This is a genomic window from Paraferrimonas haliotis, from assembly GCF_002282895.1.
Taxonomy (GTDB): Bacteria; Pseudomonadota; Gammaproteobacteria; order Enterobacterales; family Shewanellaceae; genus Paraferrimonas; species Paraferrimonas haliotis.
This window is the reverse complement of record NZ_NRRB01000002.1, coordinates 139,780-165,528: the sequence shown is the minus strand read 5'-3', so window position 1 is coordinate 165,528 and position 25,749 is coordinate 139,780. Positions and strand designations below refer to the sequence as shown.

Annotated in this window: 25 protein-coding genes; 9 read left to right on the top strand and 16 right to left on the bottom strand. The window is 47.1% G+C overall.

What is annotated here, in order from left to right:
* The first annotated feature begins 31 nt into the window (after positions 1–31).
* The gene (gene efp / locus CLC91_RS04655; RefSeq protein WP_095497964.1) at positions 32–601 is read left to right on the top strand and encodes an elongation factor P; all 570 of its coding nucleotides are present in this window, start codon (positions 32–34) and stop codon (positions 599–601) included.
* Between the two features lie 86 nt (positions 602–687).
* On the top strand, positions 688–1,659 hold the full coding sequence (gene epmA / locus CLC91_RS04650; protein ID WP_095500066.1) for an elongation factor P--(R)-beta-lysine ligase: 972 nt from the start codon (positions 688–690) through the stop codon (positions 1,657–1,659).
* 23 nt (positions 1,660–1,682) lie between these two features.
* On the opposite strand, the gene CLC91_RS04645 is transcribed toward epmA, so the two are convergent.
* The 11 genes from CLC91_RS04645 to CLC91_RS04595 all read right to left on the bottom strand — a co-directional run bounded on the left by CLC91_RS04645 (position 1,683) and on the right by CLC91_RS04595 (position 12,040).
* Entirely contained in the window at positions 1,683–4,277 is a 2,595-nt protein-coding gene (locus CLC91_RS04645; protein WP_158220697.1) for a family 20 glycosylhydrolase, read from the bottom strand.
* A 111-nt stretch (positions 4,278–4,388) separates the two neighbouring features.
* Complete coding sequence (locus CLC91_RS04640) at positions 4,389–5,162, bottom strand: metal ABC transporter permease (RefSeq protein WP_095497967.1); 774 nt, start codon at positions 5,160–5,162, stop codon at positions 4,389–4,391.
* Positions 5,155–6,066, bottom strand: a complete 912-nt coding sequence (locus CLC91_RS04635) for a metal ABC transporter solute-binding protein, Zn/Mn family (RefSeq protein ID WP_095497968.1) — start codon at positions 6,064–6,066, stop codon at positions 5,155–5,157. The genes CLC91_RS04640 and CLC91_RS04635 overlap by 8 nt, the downstream gene beginning before the upstream one ends.
* Positions 6,050–7,258: a hypothetical protein gene (locus tag CLC91_RS04630; RefSeq protein WP_095497969.1), complete on the bottom strand. Its 1,209-nt coding sequence runs from the start codon at positions 7,256–7,258 to the stop codon at positions 6,050–6,052. Before CLC91_RS04630 ends, CLC91_RS04635 begins: the two co-directional genes overlap by 17 nt.
* A 71-nt stretch (positions 7,259–7,329) precedes the next feature.
* Entirely contained in the window at positions 7,330–7,620 is a 291-nt protein-coding gene (locus tag CLC91_RS04625) for a hypothetical protein (RefSeq protein ID WP_095497970.1), read from the bottom strand.
* Between the two features lie 86 nt (positions 7,621–7,706).
* Positions 7,707–8,153, bottom strand: a complete 447-nt coding sequence (locus CLC91_RS04620; protein ID WP_095497971.1) for a SufE family protein — start codon at positions 8,151–8,153, stop codon at positions 7,707–7,709.
* Positions 8,146–9,351: an aminotransferase class V-fold PLP-dependent enzyme gene (locus CLC91_RS04615; RefSeq protein ID WP_095500064.1), complete on the bottom strand. Its 1,206-nt coding sequence runs from the start codon at positions 9,349–9,351 to the stop codon at positions 8,146–8,148. The genes CLC91_RS04620 and CLC91_RS04615 overlap by 8 nt, the downstream gene beginning before the upstream one ends.
* A 33-nt stretch (positions 9,352–9,384) precedes the next feature.
* Positions 9,385–10,422 carry an NADP(H)-dependent aldo-keto reductase gene (locus tag CLC91_RS04610; protein WP_095497973.1) on the bottom strand — a complete coding sequence of 346 codons (1,038 nt, stop codon included), beginning with the start codon at positions 10,420–10,422 and terminating at the stop codon, positions 9,385–9,387.
* A 69-nt stretch (positions 10,423–10,491) separates the two neighbouring features.
* Positions 10,492–11,037 (bottom strand): inosine/xanthosine triphosphatase, encoded by a 546-nt coding sequence (yjjX, locus tag CLC91_RS04605; protein ID WP_095497974.1) that lies wholly within the window; start codon positions 11,035–11,037, stop codon positions 10,492–10,494.
* 64 nt (positions 11,038–11,101) lie between these two features.
* Positions 11,102–11,551 carry a GNAT family N-acetyltransferase gene (locus CLC91_RS04600; RefSeq protein WP_095497975.1) on the bottom strand — a complete coding sequence of 150 codons (450 nt, stop codon included), beginning with the start codon at positions 11,549–11,551 and terminating at the stop codon, positions 11,102–11,104.
* A gap of 66 nt (positions 11,552–11,617) precedes the next feature.
* On the bottom strand, positions 11,618–12,040 hold the full coding sequence (locus CLC91_RS04595; protein WP_095497976.1) for an META domain-containing protein: 423 nt from the start codon (positions 12,038–12,040) through the stop codon (positions 11,618–11,620).
* Positions 12,041–12,112: 72 nt separating this feature from the next.
* Between CLC91_RS04595 and CLC91_RS04590 the strand changes: the two genes are divergently transcribed.
* Positions 12,113–12,337: a hypothetical protein gene (locus CLC91_RS04590; RefSeq protein ID WP_095500063.1), complete on the top strand. Its 225-nt coding sequence runs from the start codon at positions 12,113–12,115 to the stop codon at positions 12,335–12,337.
* A gap of 16 nt (positions 12,338–12,353) precedes the next feature.
* Positions 12,354–12,974, top strand: a complete 621-nt coding sequence (locus CLC91_RS04585; RefSeq protein WP_095497978.1) for a LysE family translocator — start codon at positions 12,354–12,356, stop codon at positions 12,972–12,974.
* 56 nt (positions 12,975–13,030) lie between these two features.
* Here CLC91_RS04585 and CLC91_RS04580 read toward each other — a convergent pair whose 3' ends face one another.
* On the bottom strand, positions 13,031–13,339 hold the full coding sequence (locus CLC91_RS04580) for a DUF3144 domain-containing protein (protein WP_095497979.1): 309 nt from the start codon (positions 13,337–13,339) through the stop codon (positions 13,031–13,033).
* A gap of 223 nt (positions 13,340–13,562) precedes the next feature.
* On the opposite strand from CLC91_RS04580, the gene CLC91_RS04575 reads away from it, so the two are divergent.
* The 5 genes from CLC91_RS04575 (at position 13,563) to CLC91_RS04555 (ending at position 17,280) form a co-directional block, all read left to right on the top strand.
* The gene (locus tag CLC91_RS04575; protein WP_095497980.1) at positions 13,563–14,495 is read left to right on the top strand and encodes a DUF368 domain-containing protein; all 933 of its coding nucleotides are present in this window, start codon (positions 13,563–13,565) and stop codon (positions 14,493–14,495) included.
* 112 nt (positions 14,496–14,607) lie between these two features.
* Positions 14,608–15,186: a phosphoribosyltransferase gene (locus tag CLC91_RS04570; RefSeq protein ID WP_095497981.1), complete on the top strand. Its 579-nt coding sequence runs from the start codon at positions 14,608–14,610 to the stop codon at positions 15,184–15,186.
* Positions 15,187–15,192: 6 nt separating this feature from the next.
* Positions 15,193–15,696, top strand: coding sequence for a molecular chaperone TorD family protein (locus CLC91_RS04565; protein WP_095497982.1), 504 nt, complete (start codon positions 15,193–15,195; stop codon positions 15,694–15,696).
* 225 nt (positions 15,697–15,921) lie between these two features.
* Positions 15,922–16,752 (top strand): cytochrome C, encoded by an 831-nt coding sequence (locus CLC91_RS04560; protein ID WP_095497983.1) that lies wholly within the window; start codon positions 15,922–15,924, stop codon positions 16,750–16,752.
* Between the two features lie 9 nt (positions 16,753–16,761).
* The gene (locus tag CLC91_RS04555; protein WP_095497984.1) at positions 16,762–17,280 is read left to right on the top strand and encodes a hypothetical protein; all 519 of its coding nucleotides are present in this window, start codon (positions 16,762–16,764) and stop codon (positions 17,278–17,280) included.
* 60 nt (positions 17,281–17,340) lie between these two features.
* On the opposite strand, the gene CLC91_RS04550 is transcribed toward CLC91_RS04555, so the two are convergent.
* The 4 genes from CLC91_RS04550 to CLC91_RS04535 are packed head-to-tail and all read right to left on the bottom strand — an operon-like array spanning position 17,341 to position 25,676.
* A complete protein-coding gene (locus CLC91_RS04550) occupies positions 17,341–18,243 on the bottom strand; it encodes a LysR family transcriptional regulator (RefSeq protein WP_095497985.1) in 903 nt (300 codons plus the stop codon).
* 14 nt (positions 18,244–18,257) lie between these two features.
* Complete coding sequence (locus CLC91_RS04545; RefSeq protein ID WP_095497986.1) at positions 18,258–20,939, bottom strand: ATP-binding protein; 2,682 nt, start codon at positions 20,937–20,939, stop codon at positions 18,258–18,260.
* A complete protein-coding gene (locus CLC91_RS15165; RefSeq protein WP_158220696.1) occupies positions 20,939–24,355 on the bottom strand; it encodes an AAA-like domain-containing protein in 3,417 nt (1,138 codons plus the stop codon). The genes CLC91_RS04545 and CLC91_RS15165 overlap by 1 nt, the downstream gene beginning before the upstream one ends.
* A gap of 4 nt (positions 24,356–24,359) precedes the next feature.
* The gene (locus CLC91_RS04535) at positions 24,360–25,676 is read right to left on the bottom strand and encodes an AAA-like domain-containing protein (RefSeq protein ID WP_095500062.1); all 1,317 of its coding nucleotides are present in this window, start codon (positions 25,674–25,676) and stop codon (positions 24,360–24,362) included.
* Positions 25,677–25,749 lie beyond the last annotated feature (73 nt).

The following is a 25,749-nucleotide window of genomic DNA, read 5'->3' as shown; positions in this document are numbered from 1 at the left end:
GTTACTAAACGACAGTTAGACGAGAATTAAAATGGCTTCAGTAAGCACCAACGAGTTTAAATCTGGCCTTAAAATCATGCTGGATGGCGAACCTTGCAACATCATTGAAAACGAGTTTGTTAAACCGGGTAAAGGCCAAGCCTTTAACCGCGTAAAAATTCGCAAGTTGATTTCTGGCAAAGTACTAGAAAAAACCTTTAAATCCGGTGAGTCTGTAGAGCGTGCAGACGTAATGGATATTGAACTTGCGTATCTGTATAACGATGGCGAGTTTTGGCACTTCATGAACAACGACACTTTTGAGCAGGTTGCTGCGGACTCTAAAGCCGTAGGCGATCAAGAAAAGTGGCTTGTTGAACAAGACGTATGCACCGTTACCACTTGGAATGATAACCCGATTGCCATTACTCCACCAAACTTTGTTGAACTGGAAGTTGTTGAAACGGATCCAGGTCTTAAAGGGGATACTCAAGGTACCGGTGGCAAGCCGGCCACCCTTAGCACGGGTGCCGTAGTTAGAGTACCGCTGTTTATTACCATTGGTGAAGTGGTGAAAGTGGATACTCGCAGCGCAGAATACGTTGAACGTGTGCGCAAGTAAGCTCCGGTTATTTTAAAAAAGCGGAGCCTTGGCTCCGCTTTTTGGTTTTTACGGATAACCTCATCATTAGGACCTAAGAGCGGCTTATGAGTAGTCAGAGTTGGCGCCCAAGCGCTACCATTGAAACCCTAAAAGCGCGGGCGGCATTCATGTCGGCCATTCGTCAATTTTTCGAGCAGCGCAATGTCTTAGAAGTGGAAACTCCCTTGCTTGCTCGCTCCGGTGTCACCGACCCTCATTTGGTTAATTTTGAGACCAATTTGATAGCTCCGGGCTTTGCTAAGGGGCAACGATTGTTTTTGCAAACCTCACCGGAATACCACATGAAACGATTGCTGTGTGCCGGCTCTGGGGCTATTTTTCAATTGGCTCGCTCGTTTCGCAATGAAGAGAATGGACGCATTCATAATCCGGAATTTACCATGCTCGAATGGTATCGCCCCGGCTTTAATCAACAACAGTTGATGGATGAGGTAGAGGCTTTGATGATGTTGCTGCTTAATTGCAACAGCGCTGCCCGCATCAGCTATCAACAAGTCTTTATTCAACAGCTGGCTCTGGATCCTTTACAATGCAGCCATGCCCAATTGTTTGAAGTAGCGTGCAGTCATGGCCTCGCTGAAGCGGCCAGCGACAGTGATCGCGATACCTTGCTGCAACTGCTTTTTAGCTGTTTAATTGAGCCAAAGATAGGTCAGCAGCGCCCTTGTTTTGTTTACGATTTTCCAGCCTCGCAAGCGGCACTCGCCAAGTTGAACCCGAATGATGAACGGGTCGCACATCGTTTTGAGGTTTATTATCAGGGGGTTGAATTAGCCAACGGGTTCGATGAGCTACAAGATGCTCAACAACAACGTCAGCGTTTCGAACAAGATAACCAGCAGCGCAGCCAAATGGGCATACAACAGCAGTCCATTGATACTCACTTAATTGCCGCGTTAGCGCATGGATTACCGCAGTGCAGCGGTGTTGCCATGGGGGTGGATAGATTGTTTATGCTGCAACAGCAAACTCAGACGTTGTCTCAAGCGATGAGCTTTGGCATTGACAACGCCTAGCGGAAGTTGCTGTTGCTGAAGGCTTACGGCTGATAATGCGTGCTGGCGCCACTCAGCTTGCCCACTCGGGTTCTAAACCACCAAGGGCTGCTTGGATCCAATGCCTGTTTAGCCAAGGGAGTCCAATTGCTACCATCGTTACTAAACTCAATGGTTAACCCAGGAAAAGCACTGTTAACCTTGAGCTTATTGCTGCTGGTGTCGCGCTCTACGCCCACCAATGGCAACCGCGGAGACACGCCATCTCTTACTAATCTCGGCAACTCCTTTTGCGCCAGAGTCTGAGCGAATAAGCTCCATTGCTCGCTTTGTTCTTGAGCACTTTCAGCGCCGGCTGTGTTTTGCCACACCCCTTTATGCCATGCGCGCTGCGCTACCGCTAATATTCGTGGAAACACCATTTGCTGCAGTTGCTCTGGGGTACGAATGGTTTCGGTCCAAACATGGCCTTGCATACCCAACAAGTGTTCTGGTTTTTGTAAAGCGGGCATACGCCTACCAACCAAACCCTCAAGGTCATTTATCGGATTCCCTTCTCGAGTAAAGTCTGCGTTGGCATACAAATCTAATGGGTTATAGCCAAAGGTTTTTTGGGTATCGGAATAACGGGTCGCCCAATAGTAACCGCGCTCATAAGGTGAGGTTTCGTAAGGATGGTCGAAATACAGATGAGTAGCCGACGACAACACCACTTGATAACCGTCATTGGCAAGTCGGTAGCTTCTATCGGCAACTCCCCATTCCCAAATGTTGTCCCAGGTATTGCCAATAACCCGCTGATTAGCAAATTGACTGCGGGCAAAAGGCACCGTGGTGCTGTACATTAAGCCATCTTCCCAACCGGCAAGATCCAGTCCGCGAGCAGCACTTAGCTGGCTAACCCGTTTGCTAAAATAAGCTTTCAGATCAGCGACGCCTGACACGCCATTATTAGGCGCTTCAAATAATGCCTGGCATACCGGGCTATCTTGCCACGCGCCTTTAGGCGTTTCGTCGCCGCCAAAATGGTAGATGTTAAGTTGGCTATCGGCACTGCGATACATTTGTTGCAGTTCATAAAGCACTTTATCAATGAACTGGTAACTGGATTCTAAGCAGACGTTAAGGGCATTGTCAGTGTAGTTTTGCACTGAGTAATATTGGCTTAAATCTTTGTCGTCGGATAGACGATAAGTATTGGCCTGTTCGACACTGGCTCCGGCTTTCAATAATCGTTGGCTTCGGGCGTTCATTGCGACAATGGCTGCGCGACTGTGCCCTGGCATATCAAGCTCTGGAATAACTTCAATATGGTGCTGTTTGGCAAGAGTTAACAGCGTTATGAATTGCTCTGTGGTTAAAAAGCCATTCCCGGATCCGGATTTAAAGGGGCCGGTACCTAGCTGAGTCAATAAACACTGTTGTTCGGTTAGGTCAAAACAGCGGTAAGCGCCGATTTCTGTTAGCTCAGGTAAGCCTGGAATTTGCAGGCGCCAACCTTCATCATCGCTTAAGTGCAAATGCAATTTATTGAGTTTGTAGCGTGCCATTTGCTTGATTAAGGTTTCGATGGCTTGGTAACCGTGGAAGTTTCGACCCAGGTCATAATGCATTCCTCGCCAGGGAAACAGAGGTTTGTCTATGACCGTCATTTTCGCCACTGTTAATGGCTCGCTGGTGGTTATTGGAAAGAGAGCCAATAGACTCTGAATTCCATAAAATACACCGGCTTCATCGGCTCCTCGAATCACAATGACATCGGAATCAATCTCAAGCACATAACCTTCCGCTGTGCTTTGCTTACCGTCTAACTGCAATCGAATCACTCGTTTTTCTTTGCTATGAGCTTGAGAGCTCAAGAGCTGTTGCAATGGTTGACCTAAGTAGGCAGTCAATTGTTGTTGCAGCTGAGCGGCTTCATTGGTTAATGCGCCGTCATATATTAGACGCCACTGCGATGTGATGCTGGCTTGTCCGCGGCGGCGTTCAACTTTGGCAGGGAAGGGGATTATTTGACGGTCGATGGCTTCTTGAGAGTAGCGTTTACTATAGGCATTAGCGTTGCGTTTAAATCGACTTTGAGGCGTTACCTGAGCGTAATTGTCTGATGGTGAGTTAAATCGGTAGAGCTGTTCGTTGTAAGTGAAAGGCAATACAAATTGCTCGAAGTTTTCGCTATCGGTATTGGCAATAATGCTGGGTCGATTATCGCCTATAACGACGAAGGCTCTCGGCATAAGGTCGCTTTGGCTTACGACCCAAGCAGCCGCAATGTAGTCAATGGTTAGCGATTGCTTTGGCGCCAATGCTTTGAAGTTTGGGCCGGCGGTCATTTGGTATAAATCGCCTTGAACGTGTTTAATGACAACGTTGTCATTTAGGCTCTTAGAAATCTTTCTTATGTTGTGAAAATAAACACTCCAATCGTGATCGCTTTGCAAGCTAATATCGGACTGGTTGCTAATAATGATTCGGCCTTGGTGTTGCCCAGCCTGTTCCAAAAAGTTAGAAACGACCCCTTGTTGAAAAGTTAGTTTTTGGGCGAGTTGGTCTTGCTGGTCTTGACTGACGGGGGTGCTTGCCGTTGCGGCAAAGCTTAAGATAGCCAGTGACCTGATAAACAGCGATATGATCTTCAACGTTCTCTCCATGAATCCATTATGGATACAGGTATAGCATAGCTGAACTAAGAAAACCAAGTTGGATTATCAACCGCAGCCGAGCAGACTGCGGTTGATGCCCAACAAGCTCTACGCCTGGGAGGTGTGTGAGAATCGATTAATGGTTAGTCGACAAACAATGGCTGAGATGGCGAGCGTAGCAACAATCGCGGCACCGGCCGGCAAGTCCCACATTGCAGAACAGGCGAGGCCAATTAGGTAGGCGCTGATCCCAACACTGTAGGCTAGCACTAACGGTCGCTTGACCAACTCACTGTTCACTGCTAGGGCCGGTAAAATTAGGCTACTAAAGACTAAGTAGACACCAATAAGCTCGACCGATTGCGTGATTACAAGGGCGAATATCAGGTAAAAGGCTCGGCCTTCCATTAACTGTGGTTTAGTCATTATTACCACTAAAACCACGGCTGTAATGATCCCCGGTATCATGAGTTGATGCCAGTTAACCCACAGAATTTGCCCGTCTAACAATCGTTTCAGAAGTTCGGCACCATGGGGGTCATGACTGAGCATCAATAGTGCCGCAACGGCAGAAACAACATACAGGCAGCCGATAATAGCTTCTAGTTCTCGACGCGCACGCTTTTCTAACCAAGCAATGCCCATTGCTGCCGCCAGAGCGAACAGCAATGGCACCCATAGGTGCACCAAAGGTAACTCTTCTAAAGGATGCCAGATATGAGTCAGGACACTGCCCAGTGCGGCCACTTGAGCGATGGCTAAATCAATAAAGATAATGCCTCGTTTAAGTACTTGCCGTCCTAAAAGTACGTGAGTCGATAGCACCACAATAGCCGCTGCAAAAGCGGGCATTAAGATGCTAATAAGATCCCAATCAACCATGATTTGATTTCAACTCCAACAGCTTGTTTATCACGCTATCGTATAAAGTGAACAAATCGGTTACCGAGTCATCAGCACCCACCGACATAGGCAGAATTTCACCTTTAACACCGGTGCGATTCTCTAACCACTCAGCGCCGCGAGGGTCTTGGTAAGACGCAACAATAATGCCAATCGGCTTTTGTTGTTCAGCCACTTTAACCAGCTTGGCAAGATGAGCGCTTGTGGGCGGTAGGCCTGGTTTTGGCTCTAAGTCAGCCACTTGCTTCATACCCAGCCAGTTGTATAGATAACGGAAACTGGAATGGTAACCAATGACTTTGCTGCCTTTTAAGCTGGCGGCTTTGGTTTGCCACTGCTCGGTTGCTGTCTGCCAACGTTTGCTGAAATCGTCTAAGTTAGCCTGATAGGAAGCTGCGTTGTCAGGATCAATGCTAGCTAAGCGGTTATTAACCTCTTCGGCAACCTGCAGCATTCGCTTGGGGTCGAAGTGCATGTGCGGGTTACCCAGTGCGTGAACATCCCCCATGCTGCGGTCGACGCTGGCCGGAATGTCTAGATTTTCAATCACATCGGAGGCAAATAACATGCCTGATTGGCCATTGCGAACCTCTGGGTTGTTGGCTTTCATTTGCACCATTGGCAACCAACCGATTTCGAGATCCGCTCCGGCACAGATGGCTAAATCAGCACGACGAAGTTGACTAATGAGACTCGGTCTTGCTTGCACCTGATGCGGATCTTGCAAGGCAGTCGTTGCATTATAGATTTTTGCTTGAGGCGCAATTTCTTTTGCTAATGCACCGTATTCAGGTTCACAAGCAAACACGGTTACATTGGCCAGTGCTTGTGGGCTAAAGGCTGCGATAAACGCCGCAGCAACGAATTTAGAATTGATGCGCACCGTGAGCTCCTAAAGTCATTGTGTATTGTAGGCTGATAACTTGGTCGTCAACCATGCCTTCGAAGTTTGTCCCTTTCTGTTGAGTTACTTGTAATCTAACGTTCGAGAAATGGGAGGCGTGCCAGTTAAGGCTGATGTCAGTTTCTTTTAGGTTATCGGCATCTAAGTGATCGCCGTGAATGGTTTGTACGTCCAATTCGCCATAACGAACCCCAACGCTCCAGGCCGGCGCAAACTGATAAACAGCGGATGCATACCAACCTTGGTGGTAGTCTTTATGAGCGTCGTGGTCGTCGTGATCATCATGGTCGTCGTGATGCTCTTCTTTCAGAATATCGTTAACTCGGAAGAACTCGCCGCTAAAGGTAAAGTTTTGATATTTACGGTTACCGTTAGGGGCCCATTTGTAAACGGCATCTAGTACATACATGCTTTCGCCAGTATACATTGCACCGTGGGCGTGATCGTGCTCTTCACCATCATGAGCGTCCGCCATATGGTCGTCATGATGCTCTTCTAGAGCACGGCGGCCATTGGCATTGTATAAGTACGACAGACCAAGTTGCCATGAGTGACTGACACCAATGTCGCCACCGATTTTAGTGTAACCATTGATGACAGGTACTTTTTTGTCGCTGTGATCGTCATGATCGTGCTCATCTTCCGCAGCCAAAGGTTTGCCTGCGAATCCTTCCACACCCAGTAACCAATAGGTTTCAGTAGGTACTAGATAGTTTAAGCGTAAGCCAGTATCTGAGTAATGATTGCCCAAGAAAGCGCGATATACGGAAGGACGTTCCGCAAATGAATCGGTGTGAGTGTGCTGGTTGTTTAAGTAACCTAAATCCGATAGGAAGCGACCGCCTCGGACGGATAAGCCATAAGGCATGGACGTGGTTTGAATGAAGGCTTCTTCTACATTCACTTCCGTTTCACCATCGTGCATTTCAAAAACTGTGGTGAATTTGCCGTAAAAGTTCTCGTCAATGTTTGCTGACAACGCCAATTCGTTGTGGCCTAGGTTAAAGCCTTCTGCATGCTCAGACATGGCACGATTGCCATTTTGATAATAGCCGTCTAACACAAAGCTGATGGCTGGATTGGTTAGCGTTGGGTTTGAAGCCGCCATGGCTGATAAAGACACGTATGCAAGCGCCGCGCATACACCGCGGGCGATATAACTTTTTTTCATTTGTTGTTTCCTTTACATAAATCGTTCACCGCCATTTACAGTGTAGCGGAGATGTTTAATTACTGAATGATCTATGCAAAGGGTGGGGCGCGAATGCTTTTCGAAGCGGCACAATGAGCTAAAGAAACGACGATCGCAACTTGAACCCTTGGTGTGCAGGCTTTGGTAGTGATAAAGCTGTTAAAGTCACCGATTGATATGTTGTCCAGAGCATGCTTATGGGCACACAGCTGACAATGGTCGATGGTATTGGCATCGATGTGAGTGTGATGGTATTCGTGCGCTGCTAATGCATCCGCTTGGAAGATTAGAAGTAACGTTAATAGCAGTGGTTTAAAGTAACAGAACCAGCTTATTTTCACTCTTACTCTTTGCGCTACTTGGAATGATTTGAACGCAAGTGTAGATCAGTTGTTAGCAATTATAAAGAGGTGATCCACATCAAAATTTAATTTGAAGTTTGATGTATGCGTTTTATGAGCGCGTGTAAGCCATTTCCTCGGGACGGGCTTAGATGCCCTAGTAAATTATGTTGTTCGAACCATTGCACAATATCCATGCTCTGTAGTTGTTCACTGGTCTTCCCTTGAACCTGAAACAATAACAGAACCAACAAGCCTTTAACGATTCGCGCATCGGCATCGGCGATAAAGTAGTGTTTATTATTAATTTGGCAGTGATACAACCACGCATCGCTCTCACAACCATCCACAAGGGCCGAGGCCTGCCTTAAACCGTGGTCGAGTTTGGGTAACTGTTTAGCTAGTAACATAATTTGACGATAGCTGCTTTGCCAATCGCGACTGCTGGCTAGCTCAGTGAGCACCTGAGGCTTAATCTGCTGGAGGTGGTCGGCTAAGTCGATAAACGTTTGTTGTAAAGGTTGGCTACTCACTTAACATGTCCTTGGCAATCGCAAGCGCTTCTATCGCGCGGTCAATGTCATTGGGAGTATTGTAGGCGGCCACAGACAAACGACAACTGCCTTTGGTACCTAAGTGCTCCATTAATGGCATAGCGCAGTGGTAGCCACAGCGAATGGCTACTTGTTGTTGGTCTAGCAGGGTGCCGATATCTTGGTGATGCTCACCTAAGAGATTGAAGGCTAATGCGCCATGGCAGTTGCCTGGGTCACCGTATACAAAATAGCCCAGTTGTTGTAGGCCAGCTCGAGCCTTTCGCAACATCGACTGCTCCATTTCAGCAACGGCTTGGCGATCCAAGCTTTGGATAAATTCAACCGCTTTAGCCAGTCCAATGACTTGTGCAATGGGGGGAGTTCCCGCTTCTAAACGGTTCGGAAGCCCAGCAAACTCTGAGTGCTCGAAACGGACGGTTTTTATCATTTCTCCGCCACTCATCATAGGTTCCAGTTGCTCCAATGACTGGCGTTTTCCGGTCAATATACCGACCCCAGTTGGACCATACATTTTGTGGCCAGAAAATACATAATAATCACATCCGAGTGAGCGCACACTAACCGGCAGATGCGCAACCGCCTGAGCCCCGTCGACTAAAGTTAAGGCCCCTACGGTTTTAGCCAAAGGAATTAAAACATCTAATGGATTGGCGTGGCCCAGTACGTTTGAAACGTGATTTAGGCTGACCAATTTAGGGCCGCGTTGCAGCAAAGCTTGATAGGCGGGTAAGTCTATGGAGCCATTTTTTAAAAGAGGGATCGGGTACAGTTCCGCTCCCGTGCGTTTGGCCAGCTGTTGCCATGGCACTATGTTGGCGTGATGCGCAGCTCCATCCACAAGTATGATGTCTCCGGGAGACAATTGATGAGTTAACCCATGGGCTACAGTATTGATGGCGTGAGTTGTGCCGTAGCAAATGATCACCGATTCTGGCGACTCAGCATCAACGAATTGGGCGATTTGCGCTCGGGCACGCTCATAGGCGCTGGTGGCTTTTATCGAAAGCGCGTGGGCGCCACGATGAACATTGGCGTTGCTGTGCAAATAAAACGCTTGCACGGCCTCAAGTACCGCCGCAGGCTTTTGCGTGGTGGCGGCGCTGTCGAGATAGATAAGTTCTGGCGAGTGTTCCATTAATGCTGGAAACTGCGACTTAATAAAAGGTTCTGCCATAGTAGATTATCAATCCTAGCCTTTATCGGTTTATTACGGACACGGGATTCGATGTTGTTCGCCAAGGTCTACAATTTCTTGCAGCACTTTATCCGTTAAGTGGACCGATAAACTGTCGATGTTGTGCTGCAGTTGAGAAAGTGTGGTGGCGCCAATGATGTTACTGCCGACAAAGCTTTGTTGATTCACAAACGCCAATGCCATTTGCGCAGGGCTGAGTTGATGATCGTTTGCCAACGTAACGTAATCGTCAATGGCTTTGAGGCTTGCAGGAGTACCTGTATAGCGGACAAATCGGTCGAATAAGGTGAGCCGTGCTCCCTCCGGCTTGGCCCCTTGTTGATATTTGCCTGTTAACGTACCAAAAGCCAACGGTGAGTAGGCGAGTAACGGCAACTCCTCTTGCAGAGCGACCTCTGCCAGGCCCATTTCAAAGCTGCGGTTCAATAAATTGTAAGGATTTTGAATGGAAACAATGCGTTCAAGTCCATGCTGTTGCGCCAGTTGCAAATATTTCATTGCCCCCCAAGGGGTTTCGTTCGATATCCCAAGGTAGCGTACCTTGCCTTGCTTTACTAAGTCGGACAACGCATCTAAGGTTTCCAGAATCGGCGTTTGTTGCTGAGAGGGCTTATTGTGGTAATACATTTCACCAAATCGAGGCGCCACTCTGTCTGGCCAGTGCACCTGGTAGAGGTCAATGCAGTCAACTTGTAATCGTCGCAGTGAATCTTCACAGGCTTGATGAATGCTTCGCCAATTAAGGTGCATGTCTTCACGAATGTAGTCGCAACCGCCTGGCGCCGCTACTTTGGTGGCAATGACTAAGTCATTGCGAAGACTGCGCTGTTGCAAATAGTTACCAATAATGGTCTCGGTATCGCCTTGTGTTTGAGCCGTTGGAGGGACAGGGTACATTTCGGCGGTGTCAATGAAATTAATGCCGCGGCTAATGGCGTAATCGATTTGTTCAAAGGCTTGAGCTTGGGTGTTTTGCGCCCCCCAAGTCATGCTGCCAAGACAGATTGGGGAGACGTTTAACGAAGAGCGTCCGAGTTTGGATAACTGCATAGGTTTCAACATTCCATGGCTATAAACTAGCTTCACTCTACCCCAGAGTGGCTATCCTCTCCAGCACATTTATAGGTACAGGTCGCGATTAATAAAAGGTGCCATTGCCATCAGAAGGGCTTGCTGATACACCTGCTGACGGCTTGTTTGGCCGTGGGTTAATACACCAATGGCGCCACCCTTTTGCTTAATATTATTGTCATTAAACAGTCTGTCCATGACGTCTCCTAACTCTTCGCCGTTGAGCAAACTTTGGTATGCACATTGGGGCAAAGGCAAGGCGCTGGTGCGGGTATGACTGAGAGTGTCGCCGTGAGCCACCGCAATGTAAGCAAAGGTCATTGCTTGTCCATGCAATAGGTCGACACCGCCTTCCATTGCCACGTAATAGTCAACATTTGGCGTTTGTTGTTTTAGGTTAGCAATACGATTTAAAGCACCATCGAGCGTTTCTTGGTCCGTCATGGGTTGATCGCTTACCTGAGAATCCGTTGCCACGCCTTCACAATGCAACACCTGTTGCCCAAAAAGCTGACGAAAAGCTTGCTCGGCGGCGGCGATTTTGACGGGGTTTTTAGAGGCTACTCGTATCGTTAAAATGGGTTGTTGAGACATAATTGAAACCAAAATAGGGGGATGATGATAATTGCTTTGCCAATAAGCATCGGCGCGACCGTGATTAGGACTCTTCTTTTTGTTCGTACATTAGGTACTGACACGGGGCCATTTGCAGCGCTTGGTAGGTTGCTTGAGCGTTAAGGTTATCCCGCTCAACGTAAAGCCTAAAGCTGGCGGCTTGACCATCGGCTAATGACTTAACTTGTTGATAAAGTTGTCGGTAGATACCTTGTCGACGATAGTCCGGTAAAATATAGACGCTTTGGATCCACCAATAGTCTTTAGCTTGCCAATCACTCCACTCAAACGTCACCATAAGCGAGCCTACGATTTTTTGGTCGTGCTGTGCTACTAAATAGAAACCTCGATGAGGCTGCTCGATGAGGGTTTCTACGCCTCGAGAAATAACGTCATGGGCCAGCTCGCGTTGCTCCGTTTCCAGAGCCATTGCCTGATTAAAAGCAATTATGGATTGTGCATCAGTGCGACGAGCTTTACGTATTATGGTCATAGAAGTTTCTAGTTGGGGTTATCAAGCGAGCAAACGAACCGGCATTATAAGCCTTGCTATTAACGGCTAATCGCCTTTTTTAGTCAGAATGAGTACCGTGTCTTTTTGGGCATTGAGCAAGTGCAATCGGCCTTTTACCATTTTCGCTTGCAGCACCTGTGCCATTGCTTGCATAGTGCGTTGCTCTTGCTCCATTAACGCGTCGACACAGGCTTTCATTGTGCTTCCAGCCGGTGCTAAACTCAACTCAGAATTGATTTGCTGGTAGGTGCCAAAGAAGTTGTTGCAGCTGTTATTGCCACTTAAGCGCCCATCAAGGTCGAAGCGAATGCGCGCTGGACTGTAGTCGATAACCGGCTGCTTGCCAATTTGCTCTATGTGCCAATCTCCAATCAGATCAAGTTGAGCTTGCTGAGTGTTTGAGGATGGCGCGCTTTGACAAGCACTAAGGGCAATCGTGGCGATAATAAGTGGTATGTACAATTTCATTGGGTGTAGAATCCGTTGCGGCGAAGCCTGATAATCTTATAGTGTAGCGTTTTTATGGGGTAGAAGTTAACAATGAATTGGCAAAATTGGATGCGAATCGCTCATTGGGGGCATGGCTTAGGCATATTGCTAGTGATTGCAGCGGCATGGGGCTATTTTGCAACCGATGTGAGCAATGAACTAACCGGCATGGTCGCAATTGCATCGGCCTTCGCGATTGGGTTATTGATGATGGCCCCGTATCCGGTGATGCTGTTTATCAGTTGGGCACGCAAGCAAGACCGAACTGGCAACTAAAGGAGCAAACGACAGGATGTCTTTTTCATTATGGGTGCCGTTATTCTTAGTGTGCTTATTGGGCGCTGTTTCGCCTGGCCCGAGTTTGGCTATGGTGCTACGACACACATTATCTGGCGGGCGTACAAACGGTGTGGTGGCGGCTTGGACTCATGCATTAGGTATTGGAGTGTATGCTGCCATCAGTGTCATGGGGCTGGCTATCTTGGTTAAAGCCATGCCCAACGTCTATTTAGCAGTAACACTTGCAGGCGCAATGTATTTGTTTTGGCTAGGTTGGCAAGGGCTCATGGCAAAACAGGGAATAGCGGCTAAATTAGCGGCGGGTGAGCAGTCGAGTGTTTGGGAGGCGGCGCGAGATGGTTTAGCGGTGTCTTTGCTTAATCCAAAAATTCTGATCTTTTTTATTGCGCTATTCAGCCCGTTTGTTGATACCAACGCCAGTTTAGGCAGCCACCTCATTGTTATTGCTACGCCGTTGTTGGTTGATGGTCTGTGGTATACCTTAGTGGCTTTATTGCTGTCCCATTCCGGCATATTGCCAAAACTCAGAGCTAAAGCAAACGTACTGGATAAGCTGTCTGGTTTGATTTTGGTATTGTTGGCCGCAAGAGTAGTCTGGCAAGCCTTGTTTTAGTAAGCAGCTACAAAAAAGCCACTGTTAAGTGGCTTTTTGACAATCAATGGTGAGCGCTATTCGGATTTAGCTGCTTCTTGCTCACGAGCGGCCATGGCGATGTGATCGTCCAGGTTCACTTCCATCATTTGCTTGTACTCGTTAACAAACCACTCAAGAGCGTGCTCTTTCTCTTTCGATAAATCCTGTGCTTTTAACGACGCTTCAAACGCATTAAAACGTGCAGCTGCGAAACGAATAGCAGCGCCAGCTTTACCTATGTCTTTTTCTTCTTGAAACAACTTGTTCGCCAATGCGATGAACTCGTCCGCAAGTTGGTACATAGTGCGGTCGGTGCCTTGCTCGGCTGCGTTTTGGTCTGCCATGGATAACTCACTTGTTTAGGTAAAAAGATAGTTTGTGGCGTAAGTCTACGCTATTGTCGGTGCAGATTGAACACACTAAATCACAGGAAGTGTTGTTTGGCCTTGCATTTTCGTGATCTGTTTAAAAAAGCCTGCAAAATTTTGCGAAGAGTTTTAGGTGAGAATTTGTAAGTACTCCGTATAATGTCTGCATTAATGCACCTTTTAGTAAACGGAATTAACAATGCGCTTCATTCAACAATGGCTGTCGACCTTCTTAAAAGGCATGGCAATGGGGGCTGCCGATGTGGTTCCTGGCGTCTCGGGCGGTACAATTGCCTTCATTTCTGGTATTTACGATACGCTTTTGGAAAGTATTAGACGCATCAACCCAAGCCTAATTGGCATGATTAGAAAACAAGGCTTTATTGCAGCTTATCAACACATTAACGCCACCTTTTTAATCGTTCTTTTTAGTGGAATTCTAACCAGCATTTTTAGCCTAGCTAAACTGATCACTTATTTATTGGAGCACCAAACCATCATGATTTGGAGCTTCTTTTTCGGGCTGATTTTAGTGTCGGTTTGGCACATGTTGCATCAGGTTCAGCAGTGGGATGTCAAAAAGGTGGTTGCACTGAGTGTCGGGGCGGTGTTGGCTTATGTGATCACCGTATTGAATCCTATTGAATTATCAGGATCGCTAACGACGGTATTTTTTGGCGGCGCGATTGCTATTTGCGCCATGATTTTGCCTGGCATTTCTGGCAGCTTTATTTTATTGCTATTGGGCCTTTATCCGGTGGTTCTAGGAGCGGCTAAATCGTTTGACGTCGCTGTGTTAGCAACCTTCGCATTAGGAGCTATCGCTGGACTATTGAGTTTTAGCCATTTGCTATCCTGGCTGTTGAAACGCGCCCGGGACATCACCATTGTATTCTTAACCGGCTTGATGATTGGCACGCTCAGCAAAATTTGGCCTTGGAAAGAAGTGCTGAGTTGGCGGACTAACTCAAAAGGTGAACAAGTGCCTTTGTTAGAGCAAAATTTATCGCCTTTTGACTATCAGCAAGTGGTGGGGCAACCACCGGAAGTTGTTGTCGCCGTCATTGCAGCCCTCGCTGCAATTGTTTTGGTTTTAGGATTAGAGCGTTACGCTCAAGTTAAACGAAGCTAACTGGCTTCACAAAAGCCACATACCAGAGTGCGTTAGCAACATAATTGTCTATCAACTATGCTAATCTTTCGCGCTATACACAGCCAAATACGCAAAATAGATGAGGTCTTCGGTGGATAAGCACTTTATAACCGCGAATGAGTTACTGGATATTTCCTTTAAATTAGGGTTGCAAATCTTTGAATCAGGTTATCGTCCCGACTACATTGTTGGTGTATGGCGAGGCGGCGCTCCGGTGGGTATCGCGGTTCAAGAAGTGCTCGACTTTTTGGGTGTTGAAAGTGATCACATTGCAATTCGAACCTCTTCTTACATCGGCATTGGCCAGCGCGGAAAACAAGTGAAAGTTCACGGTTTGCGCTATATCGAAAAGCAAGTGAACGCTGAAGATAGTCTATTAATTGTCGATGATGTGCACGATACCGGCTTATCTATCGACCAGATTATTAAAGATTTGCACAGCGCCTGTCGTAAGAATACCCCTGATATTAAGATTGCAACGCCGTACTTTAAACCAGGCAATAACAAGACCCAGCGCAACCCAGACTTCTATGTAGAAGAAACCGATAAATGGTTGGTTTTCCCTCATGAGCTCAACGGCTTGAGCATCGAAGAAATTTGTGAACACAAGCCAGAGTTGGGCAAAATCCGCGACAAACTGACGAAACTGATTAAGGCTGAGGAAGAGTAGTACTCAATGACTAATTTAGAATACAGCGACGTTTTGCAAGGCTTTGCAGAGGTTTTGCTAGCGCCAGATGGGGAAACTGTCAATCTGATTCGAGGGCTCGATGAGAGTCTCTGTTTGCACTTGAACCGCAGCTTTCCGGGCTACAGCGTTGAACTGGTGCAAGAGTATAAAGCTTTGTTTGATGTCGCTGAGGGCAGTTTGTCATTGCAAATGAGTGACTACTTTGACGACACGCAATCTGCTCAGCGCTTGCAACAACTAAATGATGTGGCGGCTCAGCTTAAACTTGAGGAAGCTGACGCCGAGCATGCAGCGCCACAAGATTTGCCTTATTTGTTAGAAATCGCAGCGATGCTAGCTCAGCACGACATCAATGTGGCCACCCAATTTCTGCAGTACTTTGGCAAACCATGCATCGAAGCGGTGCAGCAACAGCTTCAAAAGCAGCACCCGGATAGTTTTTATTGCGCCGTGTTTAGTGGCATGAGCCAGTTGTTGAGTAAGGGATAGTTCACAGTTTTTGATCGACTTTTGTGACTCTTAAAGCTCAGTAAAACCGCCTTTTAGCTCGCTGGAAGGCGGTTTTTTGATCTAAGACAATTTTGAACCCATCATTTTGACCCACCATAAGTAATACTAATAACCCTATAAGAATTGTGTGATAGCCGCGGCACCTTGTTTGGAATAATTTTTAGGTGAAACAAGAAATCTAAAATAGCAAATGGAAGGTGAACTATGGATATCAACAGAAGAAACGCAATTACAAAAATCATTGGTTTCACAGGCGCAGCTGCGGGTACGAGTTTGATCAGTACGCCAATTATGGCGGCTGTTAACGCCGACGGAGACTATCAACTTGAGCTAGGTGAAAAGCTACAATACGTTAAAATCGACCCAATACAAACCGCCAAGCTTGCCTATGAAACACCCGGCGGCTGTATGCGTCAGGTGTTTCATGCAGTCATTCAAATGTTAGCGAATTCAGGGTCAGTTGACGCTGCGAAGTTTGCCACAATACCCACAGCATTGGCCGCTTATGGAGGCGGAGGGGTATTAGGGCAGGGCACGATTTGTGGTAACTGTAATGCCACCGGTATGCTGCTCAACATTCTTGCTATCCCCAATGCAGAGGGTTTGAACGGCAAGATTAATGGCGCAATATTTCGTTATTATGAATCGACCCCACTGCCCTATATGGATGACGAGTTTGTCAGTGCAATTGGAGCAAACCCTGAGGATACTGCAACTAAGGTGGTTAGCAATTCGGTAGCCAACTCCTTCATGTGCCATTCATCGATCAGCAATTGGTCTGATGCTTCTGGGTTAGGTGCAAAACAGAAAGGTGAACGCTGCCGTCGATTAAGCGCATGCATGGCACATTACATCGCAGTTTTACTAAATCGCATTGTAGATGGTGAAGATGTGGATCTGGCCGCTATGAGTGTTCCTGAGGGTAGTGCTGGAGAATGCGTACAATGTCATAGTGTTGACCACATGATTGGTGACGCGCCCAGTGTAAGCACCGGTATGGATTGTACCGTCTGCCATACCGGCCATTTTAACTAGGAGGCTATCATGAACAAGCTAACTGCAGTAGTGGCTTCCTTGTTGACGTTAACTGTGATCGGATGTTCCAGCGATGATGACGAGCTAATTGAATCACCACCGATAACGCCCGCACCGCAAGTCATCAACATAGCGAATGCCAATGAATTGAATGTCACGGTTGAAAAGTTTGATCCCGCAACCGGTTTGGTTCGGTTTTCAATTGCCGATGATAATTCGCTAGCGGTTACTGATGCGAAGAACTATCACATTGTGTATTTTGGTTTTCCAGATAGCGATAGACCGTCAGCCAACCCAAAAGCGTGGAAGCGTTGGCATGTTTATTATCAGTATCAATGTGCTGCTGGCGATGACTGTGATGGCGTGCTAACTGAGACTGTGGACTCAGGACACTATCAGTTCGAAGTGCAAGATTTAGATTGGGATGCCAATGCCGTGCCAGGCGCAGTGCAACGTTACCAAGTAGGCATAAGAGTCAGTCATGGTGACCTATTTAGTGACTTTGAATTGGCTAATCCAGCAGGGTAAACAATGGAATGCTAGACGGCCATCAAGTAGACCATAGACCCGGCATGGACCGGGTCTTTTTTATAGTTTAAATGCTTTGTGAACTTCGTCGATAAATGCGCGTATCAAAGCCTGTTCGCTTTGGTTTCTTTGAATTAACAAGCTGCGTCTACGCATTAGATCAAAAGTAGGAATGGTGTAACCTCGTAACTCACCACTTGATAACAAAGAACGCACCAAAGCGGTTGATAAGAGCGCGATACCATGGCCCGAGGTAATTCGAGTAAGGGTCATACGTAGGTCGTCAGACACTATTACGGATTCAAACTGCGACAAGTCGCAACCGTGTTGCTTAAGGTTTTGAAGTAACAATGCCCGACTACTGCACCCTGGTTTTCGAGTAAACAAACGATTGCTAAGCAGCCCTTTCATATCCAACTCACCGGCGTTATTGCTAATGGGGTAGTCTGCACTGGCTACAAAAATGAGTTGATCTGGCGGTAGGCACTCAAACACATGGGTTTGTTTATCGAGTGGCTCAAGGTGCTCGACGATTATGGCATCGTACGTTCCTTGATTCAGACCGTTGACGGCATTAGCAGTTTGGTCAAATACAAAATCCAGTTCCACCTCTTTGTCAAAGCGCTCCGTAAGCGCTTGAACGATATTCGGTAAATACACTTGGCCAAAGGTCGGTGTGCAACATAAGCTGAAATGCTTTCGTTGAGTATTTGGCTTTATTTGCTGGAGCATGGCGTCTTCGAGTGCAATGATGCGAGAACCGTAGTCTAATAGCACCTTGCCCGCATGCGTGGCGACAATACGAGAGCTTGAACGATCCAATAACGGTTTTCCGATTCGCTCCTCTAATGCTTTGAGGCGCTGAGATGCTGCCGATTGCGTTATAAACAGCGCTTTAGCTGCTTGAGATATACTGCCAAGTTCAACGGTTTTGATGAAGGTTTTTATGTCGGCAGTTTTCATGAGAATTAACGACCTTAAACGTATTCAGCTAAGGTGTCTCTAACCACCTGTTCAAGTGTTTCGGTGTCCTTTTCAGTAAGCGTTTTGGCCAATAGCAAAGCACCAACAGCGGAGGCTTTAGCAGCCAGTTTGCTGCGCTGACTTTCCGACAGTTGGGGCAATTGTTGGGGCTCCAGCGCATTAAGCTCATCCATAAAACGTTGCAGCATATCCTGATAAAGCAGTTCGTTGTTATACAGAGCCTGTCCTGCATCTCTATCCAGCAGAGTAACGGCTTGAGTCTGGGTAAATCCATTTGGATGGTATTTTGATAACCAGCGCACAATGGTGCTAAACATGGACTTCACTTCGATTGGCTTAGTGATGTAGTCGTTCATGCCGGCATGATAGGCTCGCTCTTGATCAGCAGGCATGGCATTGGCGGTCATTGCCAATATGGGTACTTCGGTAAGTTGTAAATCATGGCGAATAGCTTGAGTGGCTTGGTAACCATCCATTATGGGCATTTGGCAATCCATTAAAATTAGGTCGAAGGAATGCTCATGGCAAAGTTTAACCGCTTCCGCGCCGTCATTAGCGACCTCTACCAGCAGTCCTTTGTCTTGCAATAATTCCAATGCAAGTTCTTGATTGATTGCATTATCTTCGACTAATAATACTTTTGCTCCGCTCATGTCATAGTCAACATCTGGGTGAGACTGCGGCTCTATGGTGATCGCTTCTTCAGCGATGCCGAAACGAGCGGTAAAGTGGAATGTAGAGCCTATATTTGGTTTACTGCGGGCCCAAATTTCCCCGCCCATTAATTCGGTTAAGCGATTGCTGATTGCAAGCCCTAAACCGGTGCCACCGTATTTTCGAGTGGTGGATGTATCCGCTTGACTGAAGCTTTTAAACAGCTTATCAATTTGCTCCGAGGTCATGCCGATTCCAGAGTCTTTTACGAAAAAGTGGAGCAGCACCGAGTCATTGGTTTGTTCTTCAATTTGAACCGAAATTTGTATCTTGCCGTTTTCAGTAAACTTCACGGCATTACTGCCTAAGTTAGTCAGTACCTGGGTAATTCGCAACTCATCGCCTATTAGCATAGGTGGAATTTCTGCTTGCAGATCCACGTCCAGCTGAATGGGCTTTCCTTGCAGGTTAATTTCCAAAATGTCAGTGACATTGTCGATTACCTTGGAGAGGCGAAAGGGGATAGCCTCTAAGGTGAGCTTGCCGGCTTCAATTTTAGAGAAATCTAAAACATCGTTAATGATACCCAGTAAAAACTTGGCGCTGTCGTGTACTTTGGCGATGTAATTTCGTTGTTTTGGGTCAAGCTTGGTATCTAACGCCAGATGCGACATGCCAATGATAGCGTTCATGGGGGTTCTAATTTCGTGGCTCATATTAGCTAGGAAATCGGATTTAGCCTGAGTGGCCGCTTGCACCTGCTTAATGGACTCACGCAACTCGCCGGTCCGTTCTTGAACCAATTCTTCTAAACCCTCATTGACTTCGTCTAGCTCGCTTTTTTGCGCTTCAATGGTATGAATTTTGTCTTTAATGGATAATCTCATCTCATTGAAGTTGTTTGCTAAAATGCCAAACTCGTCTTGCCAGTTATGCTCAACTCTTGTGTCCAAATTACCATGGGCAATATCGATGGAAGAGCGGGTGAGCGAAAGCACCGGACGCGTAATAATGGTTGCGAGTATAGAGGAGGCGAAAATAACGATAAAAATCACGCTTCCGCCCAAAATAAGCATCAGCTTTAGGAGGCGATTAATACCAGCATACGCTTCGTCCTCGTTAACCTCAGCAATCAAGGCCCACTGGCCACTGGGCACATCAACAGGGGTATAGGCAGACAGCACAGGCACATTTCGATAATCAAAAATAATGTCTTCGCCGCTCACACCCCTTAGTGCCTCTAAAGAAGCGCGGGTTTCTACAAGCCCTTCTGAAGGATTCGCAAAACTTGCGCTGACGGTGCGCTTGTAGGGGTCGAGGTAACTGTCGCTGCGCATTTTCTTATCTGGGCCCACCAAATAGACTTCGTGAGACGGCAATAAGTGAGAACGCTCAAGCATGATGGTATTGAGCTCATTAGGGGTAAATTTGAGCACTAAACTTCCCCAATGTCCCTCTGGTGTCGAAATTGGAGCGATCACAAAACCCAGAATGGTTTTGCTGGTACTTGGGTAATAGCCAAAATCGGTAATGACTACGTCATTAATCGCGCTGGCTAAGTGCTGTCCCAACAAGTTGTCAGGGTTAGGGTTCGCCAACAGATTGCTGGTAAAGTCAGGTTCTTGGCGCACCGAATAAACCACGTCACCTTGCCGATTAACCAGCATTAAGTCGTAGTAGTCAAACTCTTCTAAGAACTGTTCGAAACCTTGCCTTGTGCCTTGTTGCTCAAGGGCTTTAAAGGCTTGAATATCGACGACCGTTGAATCCACCAGTTCATCGAATGCTTGAAGCGTGTTGGCAATATTACGACTGTCGGCGAGCACGCGAGCTTCACTCTCAAGGCGGGCGAAGTAATTGAGTACCCGTTGTTTTTTGGTATCTCTAACGTATTCTAAATGGGTAAAAGCACTGTCGCTTAGGGCCTCTTTTGAATGGTGCACTAACACCGCAGTGGTTATAGCAAGCGGCAACAAACTTAAAAACAGCAGCAAGGTGATGAGTTTGGTACGGATTTTCATTACGCATCTTCCAATTGCTGTAGCCAGTTGTGAACTAACTGCTCAACATCGTCTGTCCTGAATTCATCCAATGCCGATGCGATATCAGTATACTGAGGGTACTCGCTTAATGTTGCTAACAGCTGCTGGGCTTCCGACAAATCTTCTTCTAGCAGTCGGTACAACTCAGTAAGTTGGGCCTTTAAATTACCTTTATCTTGAGTAGCGGTTTGGGCGCTAGTGTTATTGTCACTGACGGTGAAAATGGTTGTGCAGGCTTGCGAAACTTGCTGTTGCAGTAATTGCCATTGATTGAGCTGCAGAGATTGGTTCGCCGCTTCTTGCTCCATACTTGCCGCCAAAGCAGCAATGTCAGCCAAGCCAACGTTAGACGAGGTGCCTTTTAGCGTATGCAGCCAGTTTGCCTGTTGGGCTTGGGTTTGATGAGGTAACCCTTGCCAATCGACTTGGGCGGGGGAGTATTGCTCAGCGAATCGACGCACTAACCGTTGCAGCAAACTGCGATTATCAGCCACTCGATCCAAGGTTTCCCGAAGTCGCAGTTGAGGTATGGTTTCGAGCCAATCAACCCGTTTGCTGTGCACTGAGGTTTGAGCGCTTATGGGGGCATTTAAGTATTTTTCCAACGTTGTTTTCAGCGCGTTAGGATCAATCGGCTTGGTGACATGCTCGTTCATACCAGCAGCTTGTGTCGCCTGTCGGTCTTCCTCATGGGCATGGGCAGTCATGGCAATGATGGGCAGTTGCTGATACTTAATGTCATCCAATGCTCGAATGGCTTCCGTGGCTTGCAGGCCATTCATCAGCGGCATATTTACGTCCATCAGTACAAGGTCGAAATCCTGTTGTTGAACAGCCGTCAGGGCTTGCTGGCCATTCTCAGAAATAACGCTGGCAATTCCCCAGCGAGCCAGCAACTCACTGATAACTTGTTGGTTAATGTCATTGTCTTCAGCCACCAACACCGACCATTGGCTATCGGTGACCGTCTCGTTCTGCAGGTCGGTTTGCGGTCGATAATGCAACATGCTTTGCAGATGACGATCGAGCTTGCTAATGGTCATTGGGTAATTAAGCAATCGAGTGACTCGAGACTTCGGCAAGCTTGCGGACTGGTTTTGTCCGCTAGGCAACAGCGCAACCCAACGAGAATCCAGTGTTTTGGGTTGAGTTAATTTGGGATCAAACAAAATGAGTTTAGCGGCCAACAATTGCGCGTCGTTGGCGTGTTGAATGCCTATGGCTTGCAGACGTTGGCTGATTTCCGGGTGGGGCAGGTCTCCAAAGTAGCATACATCTTGGGTGTCGCTAAGTTGCAGCTGAGGCACCTGGCCGACGGTTGCAAGCGTGATGGTAAACCCAACTTGGCTGCCTTTGCTTGGTTCGGCGCTGATTTTCCAAGTACCGTTCATCAGGCTGACCAATTGTTTACATAAATTAAGGCCCATTCCTAAGGAATTGTTTTTAGGTGAATGCTGCTCGGTATCCACGAGTGCGTCGATAACGGCTGTCGGCAAGCCAGGGCCGGTATCGTTAATGCTGAAGGCAAGCGTGAGCGCATTCTCGCTTTGCTCTAGTAGATTAACGCTAAGGTCAATGGATCCATGCTCTGTGTTTTTGATGGCGTTGGTTAGAATGTTGAGTAACACCTGTTCCAGCCTCAGCTCATCGCCCAGCACTTTAGGTAGCGGTTGTAACGGGCTGTGCAATCGCAGTGCTAAACCTTGGTTAACGGCGCGTTGACCAATAATGTCGACCAGCTTATCAAGCAGAGTATCAAGATAAAATGGGGTGGGGTCTAGGCGCAGCTTGCCTTGCTCTATTTGACTGTAATCGACAATGTCACCAATCATGCCCAACAAGTAATTGGCCGAATTATGGATTTTCTCCAAGTAGCTCATGGTTACCGGGTCACTGCCCTGTTGGGCTAAATAGCTCAATCCCAGCACAGCGTTAATGGGCGTTCTTACTTCGTGACTCACCCGACGTAAAAATTCGGATTTAGCTTGATTGGCTCGCTCAGCTTCCTGTTGAGCTTTTTTTACATCGTCCAGCGCTTCTTTTAATTGTTGTTGGGCCAGTTCACGCTCTTTAATTTCTTGGGTCAGTTGCTGATTTAAGGCCTCAATTTTTCGTTTTTCGGCGTCTTGGCTCGCCGCTAGAAAGCGATAATCGTCGTCTGGTAGTGCTTTGCCTTTCGCCCAACTGCGAGCTTCTTGCAATGCCTGACCTTGCAGCAGCTGTTCATCACTTTGGCCTGAATCTAACCAAGCGTTAAACGCTTCAAAGTAGGGGCGACGAGCGCTGAGTTGGCTAGTGACCCAATTCATGTCATACACTTGAGTGTACAGGCGATTGCGGCTGTATATGCGGCCGCGAATGACTTCAATAAGACCGGTCAAATACAGTCGGCTGTGCCCCGACACTTGTTCTAAAGGTAAACCTTTATCACCGGCTTCGAGTACTTTTTGGTAAATGCTGAGGCTTTGTAAGGTATGTTGCTCATCTAAAAGTAAGCGATCGCGTATCGTGCGTAAGTGCTCTGGATTATCTTGTCCTTCCCAGTCGGCGAGAACCTCTTGCTCAATTAACTCATCCACCCACTCACAGCATTGCTCAACGGATAGTGGTGGCTGATCATGACGATTCACCGATAACTGACAAAGTTTTTGGGTTAAAAAGGGTTGGCCGCCGGTCCAATAAACAATGCGTTGCACCATGGCTTGAGCTATGTCTTGATTAAAAGGTAGCCCTTTGACAAGGTGCACCGCTTCAGCGCTTTGAAACCCCTGCAAGCTCACCGCGTGCCCAATATTAAAAGGCGAGCGGGTTTTGTTGGTCATCAAGTCGGTTGGTAAAGCGACTCCAAATAACGCGAACTGCAAACGCTCAAACTCTTTGTTGGCAGCGCGTTGGTTAAAGCAAAAGCGGATGACACTGAAAAAGTCATCACTGGAAAAGGGGAGGCTGAGTACGCTATCGATTTCGTCCAAGAACACGACCAGTTGCCCTGGACAGTTTGGCAGCAATACTTTTTCGAGAAAATCGGACAGTTTTTGTGCGGGGGTTAGCTCACCAAGCTCGCGCCACCACTTAAGCACATCAAATGTTCCAATGAGGCCAAAACCACGACAAAGTTCGTAAACTAAACCTCCATACCATTGCTCGCTTTTTGTATCAGTACTGCCGATGCGGCTGACGTCGATAAAACAGCAAGTGATGTTTTGTTGTTGCAGGTGTTCCTTGGTGTGCAGTAAGAGTGATGACTTACCCATCTGCCGCGAATTAAAGACGTAGCAGAACTTGCCTTCTAGTAGCGCTTGAGTGAGCTCTTGGTCTGCTTGGCGTTCAACGTAAATGCTGGTGGACGACGAAATGCTGCCGCCCACCTGATAGCTACTCGAAGCCAAATCCATAGGCTTAACCGATTTGACTGGCGAGGAAGTCTGAAATGACTTTGCAGCTAGTGCTGACTTGGCCATTTTGTAACTTCACCACACCTAAGCTCTCTAATTGATACATCTCGATTCTAGATAGCTTGGCGTCTTTATCTTTACGAATTTTTCTAAAGGCCGACATGGCATCTTGATTATTCATGATAGCAACTAGAATGTGTTGCAAATAGTCGCTGAACAAGCCGTTGGATTCACTGCCTTCTTTTAGGACTTGTTGCAGAGTCTCTGATGGGCTTTCAATAAAACCTTCTTTGGTGGCCAAGGTATAAAATACCAATTGGGTTAAGTAAGGATGACCACCTAAGTGAGTTTGTAAAACTCGAATCGGGCTTTGAATTGAACCATCAGCAGGCCAATTGAATCCGTAGCTTTGGGCTAAGGTTGATAATTGCTCGTCGTTAAAAGGTTTTAATTCGATAGGTAAGCCAACGTTAAATGGCGACAGGTTTAAGTCCAGTTGCACGTACACTTCAGTGGAATATATCAGTACTTGGCGAAGCCCTTGCATCACTTTGTTGTGCTTGGCTTCTTCGTGCCAAGAACGCAGTAACGCTAAGAAGTCCCGGCTCACATCGGGATAATCGAATATTAAGTTAACCTCATTGATGGCAATTACCACCACATCGCCTTGGGCAAGCAGGTAATCTTGCATGTAGCTGGTGCAGCTTAGTTTGGGGCCAATGAGCTCGTTCCAGTATTCGTCAATTTTATCTTCTAAGCCCAATTGATTGGCAAACTGCAGACAAGTCCAGCGCAGCAACTTGTCTAAATCACTGAGCATGCTGGAGTCAGCCATTTGCAGGTCTAAAATCACCTGTTTATAGCTCAGTTCATCGGCATGATCCATCATACGCAGCATGAGGGAGCTTTTGCCCATTTTACGAGGCCCTTTAACTCGAATTAAGCTACCTGGGCGCTGCATTTGCGCATAGGCTTGATGCTCTTCGTCAGTACGCTCTACGTAGTATGGCGAACTGAACAGCATGGGTGCGCCAGGGTATTCTGGAATTTGTGTTACCGTCTTTTGAATTTTGTTCAGTTGCGCTTCGATAAGCGGTCGAAAGTTTCGTTTGGTAACCGAGGTTTCTAATAGTTCAGTGAGCTCTTGCCATAGCAATGAACCTGACTTGCGAACGTAGTCGTGGTCATAGCCTGTTTCTTCAGCAATGATGTTGTACCCTTTACCTTGCCAAGACAAGCGAAATACTTCGACTTTAATTAGGCTCAAACTGTCTTCAGGTAGTAAATTTTTTAATAAATCTTTTGCTTCTTGATGATTCATAATCTCGTTCACTTAGGGCAAGTCTAATGCTGCGAGCGAGTAATCGCGACTTGGCTTGCTACGTGTCAATTGT

What these genes read in the sequence shown, in the direction of transcription:
- efp (WP_095497964.1), top strand. Translation starts at nt 32, where the DNA reads ATGGCTTCAGTAAGCACCAACGAGTTTAAATCTGGCCTTAAAATCATG.
- epmA (WP_095500066.1), top strand. Translation starts at nt 688, where the DNA reads ATGAGTAGTCAGAGTTGGCGCCCAAGCGCTACCATTGAAACCCTAAAA.
- CLC91_RS04640 (WP_095497967.1), bottom strand. Translation starts at nt 5,162, where the DNA reads ATGGTTGATTGGGATCTTATTAGCATCTTAATGCCCGCTTTTGCAGCG.
- CLC91_RS04630 (WP_095497969.1), bottom strand. Translation starts at nt 7,258, where the DNA reads ATGAAAAAAAGTTATATCGCCCGCGGTGTATGCGCGGCGCTTGCATAC.
- CLC91_RS04615 (WP_095500064.1), bottom strand. Translation starts at nt 9,351, where the DNA reads ATGGCAGAACCTTTTATTAAGTCGCAGTTTCCAGCATTAATGGAACAC.
- CLC91_RS04610 (WP_095497973.1), bottom strand. Translation starts at nt 10,422, where the DNA reads ATGCAGTTATCCAAACTCGGACGCTCTTCGTTAAACGTCTCCCCAATC.
- yjjX (WP_095497974.1), bottom strand. Translation starts at nt 11,037, where the DNA reads ATGTCTCAACAACCCATTTTAACGATACGAGTAGCCTCTAAAAACCCC.
- CLC91_RS04600 (WP_095497975.1), bottom strand. Translation starts at nt 11,551, where the DNA reads ATGACCATAATACGTAAAGCTCGTCGCACTGATGCACAATCCATAATT.
- CLC91_RS04595 (WP_095497976.1), bottom strand. Translation starts at nt 12,040, where the DNA reads ATGAAATTGTACATACCACTTATTATCGCCACGATTGCCCTTAGTGCT.
- CLC91_RS04590 (WP_095500063.1), top strand. Translation starts at nt 12,113, where the DNA reads ATGAATTGGCAAAATTGGATGCGAATCGCTCATTGGGGGCATGGCTTA.
- CLC91_RS04585 (WP_095497978.1), top strand. Translation starts at nt 12,354, where the DNA reads ATGTCTTTTTCATTATGGGTGCCGTTATTCTTAGTGTGCTTATTGGGC.
- CLC91_RS04580 (WP_095497979.1), bottom strand. Translation starts at nt 13,339, where the DNA reads ATGGCAGACCAAAACGCAGCCGAGCAAGGCACCGACCGCACTATGTAC.
- CLC91_RS04575 (WP_095497980.1), top strand. Translation starts at nt 13,563, where the DNA reads ATGCGCTTCATTCAACAATGGCTGTCGACCTTCTTAAAAGGCATGGCA.
- CLC91_RS04565 (WP_095497982.1), top strand. Translation starts at nt 15,193, where the DNA reads ATGACTAATTTAGAATACAGCGACGTTTTGCAAGGCTTTGCAGAGGTT.
- CLC91_RS04560 (WP_095497983.1), top strand. Translation starts at nt 15,922, where the DNA reads ATGGATATCAACAGAAGAAACGCAATTACAAAAATCATTGGTTTCACA.
- CLC91_RS04555 (WP_095497984.1), top strand. Translation starts at nt 16,762, where the DNA reads ATGAACAAGCTAACTGCAGTAGTGGCTTCCTTGTTGACGTTAACTGTG.
- CLC91_RS04550 (WP_095497985.1), bottom strand. Translation starts at nt 18,243, where the DNA reads ATGAAAACTGCCGACATAAAAACCTTCATCAAAACCGTTGAACTTGGC.
- CLC91_RS04545 (WP_095497986.1), bottom strand. Translation starts at nt 20,939, where the DNA reads ATGAAAATCCGTACCAAACTCATCACCTTGCTGCTGTTTTTAAGTTTG.
- CLC91_RS15165 (WP_158220696.1), bottom strand. Translation starts at nt 24,355, where the DNA reads ATGGATTTGGCTTCGAGTAGCTATCAGGTGGGCGGCAGCATTTCGTCG.
- CLC91_RS04535 (WP_095500062.1), bottom strand. Translation starts at nt 25,676, where the DNA reads ATGAATCATCAAGAAGCAAAAGATTTATTAAAAAATTTACTACCTGAA.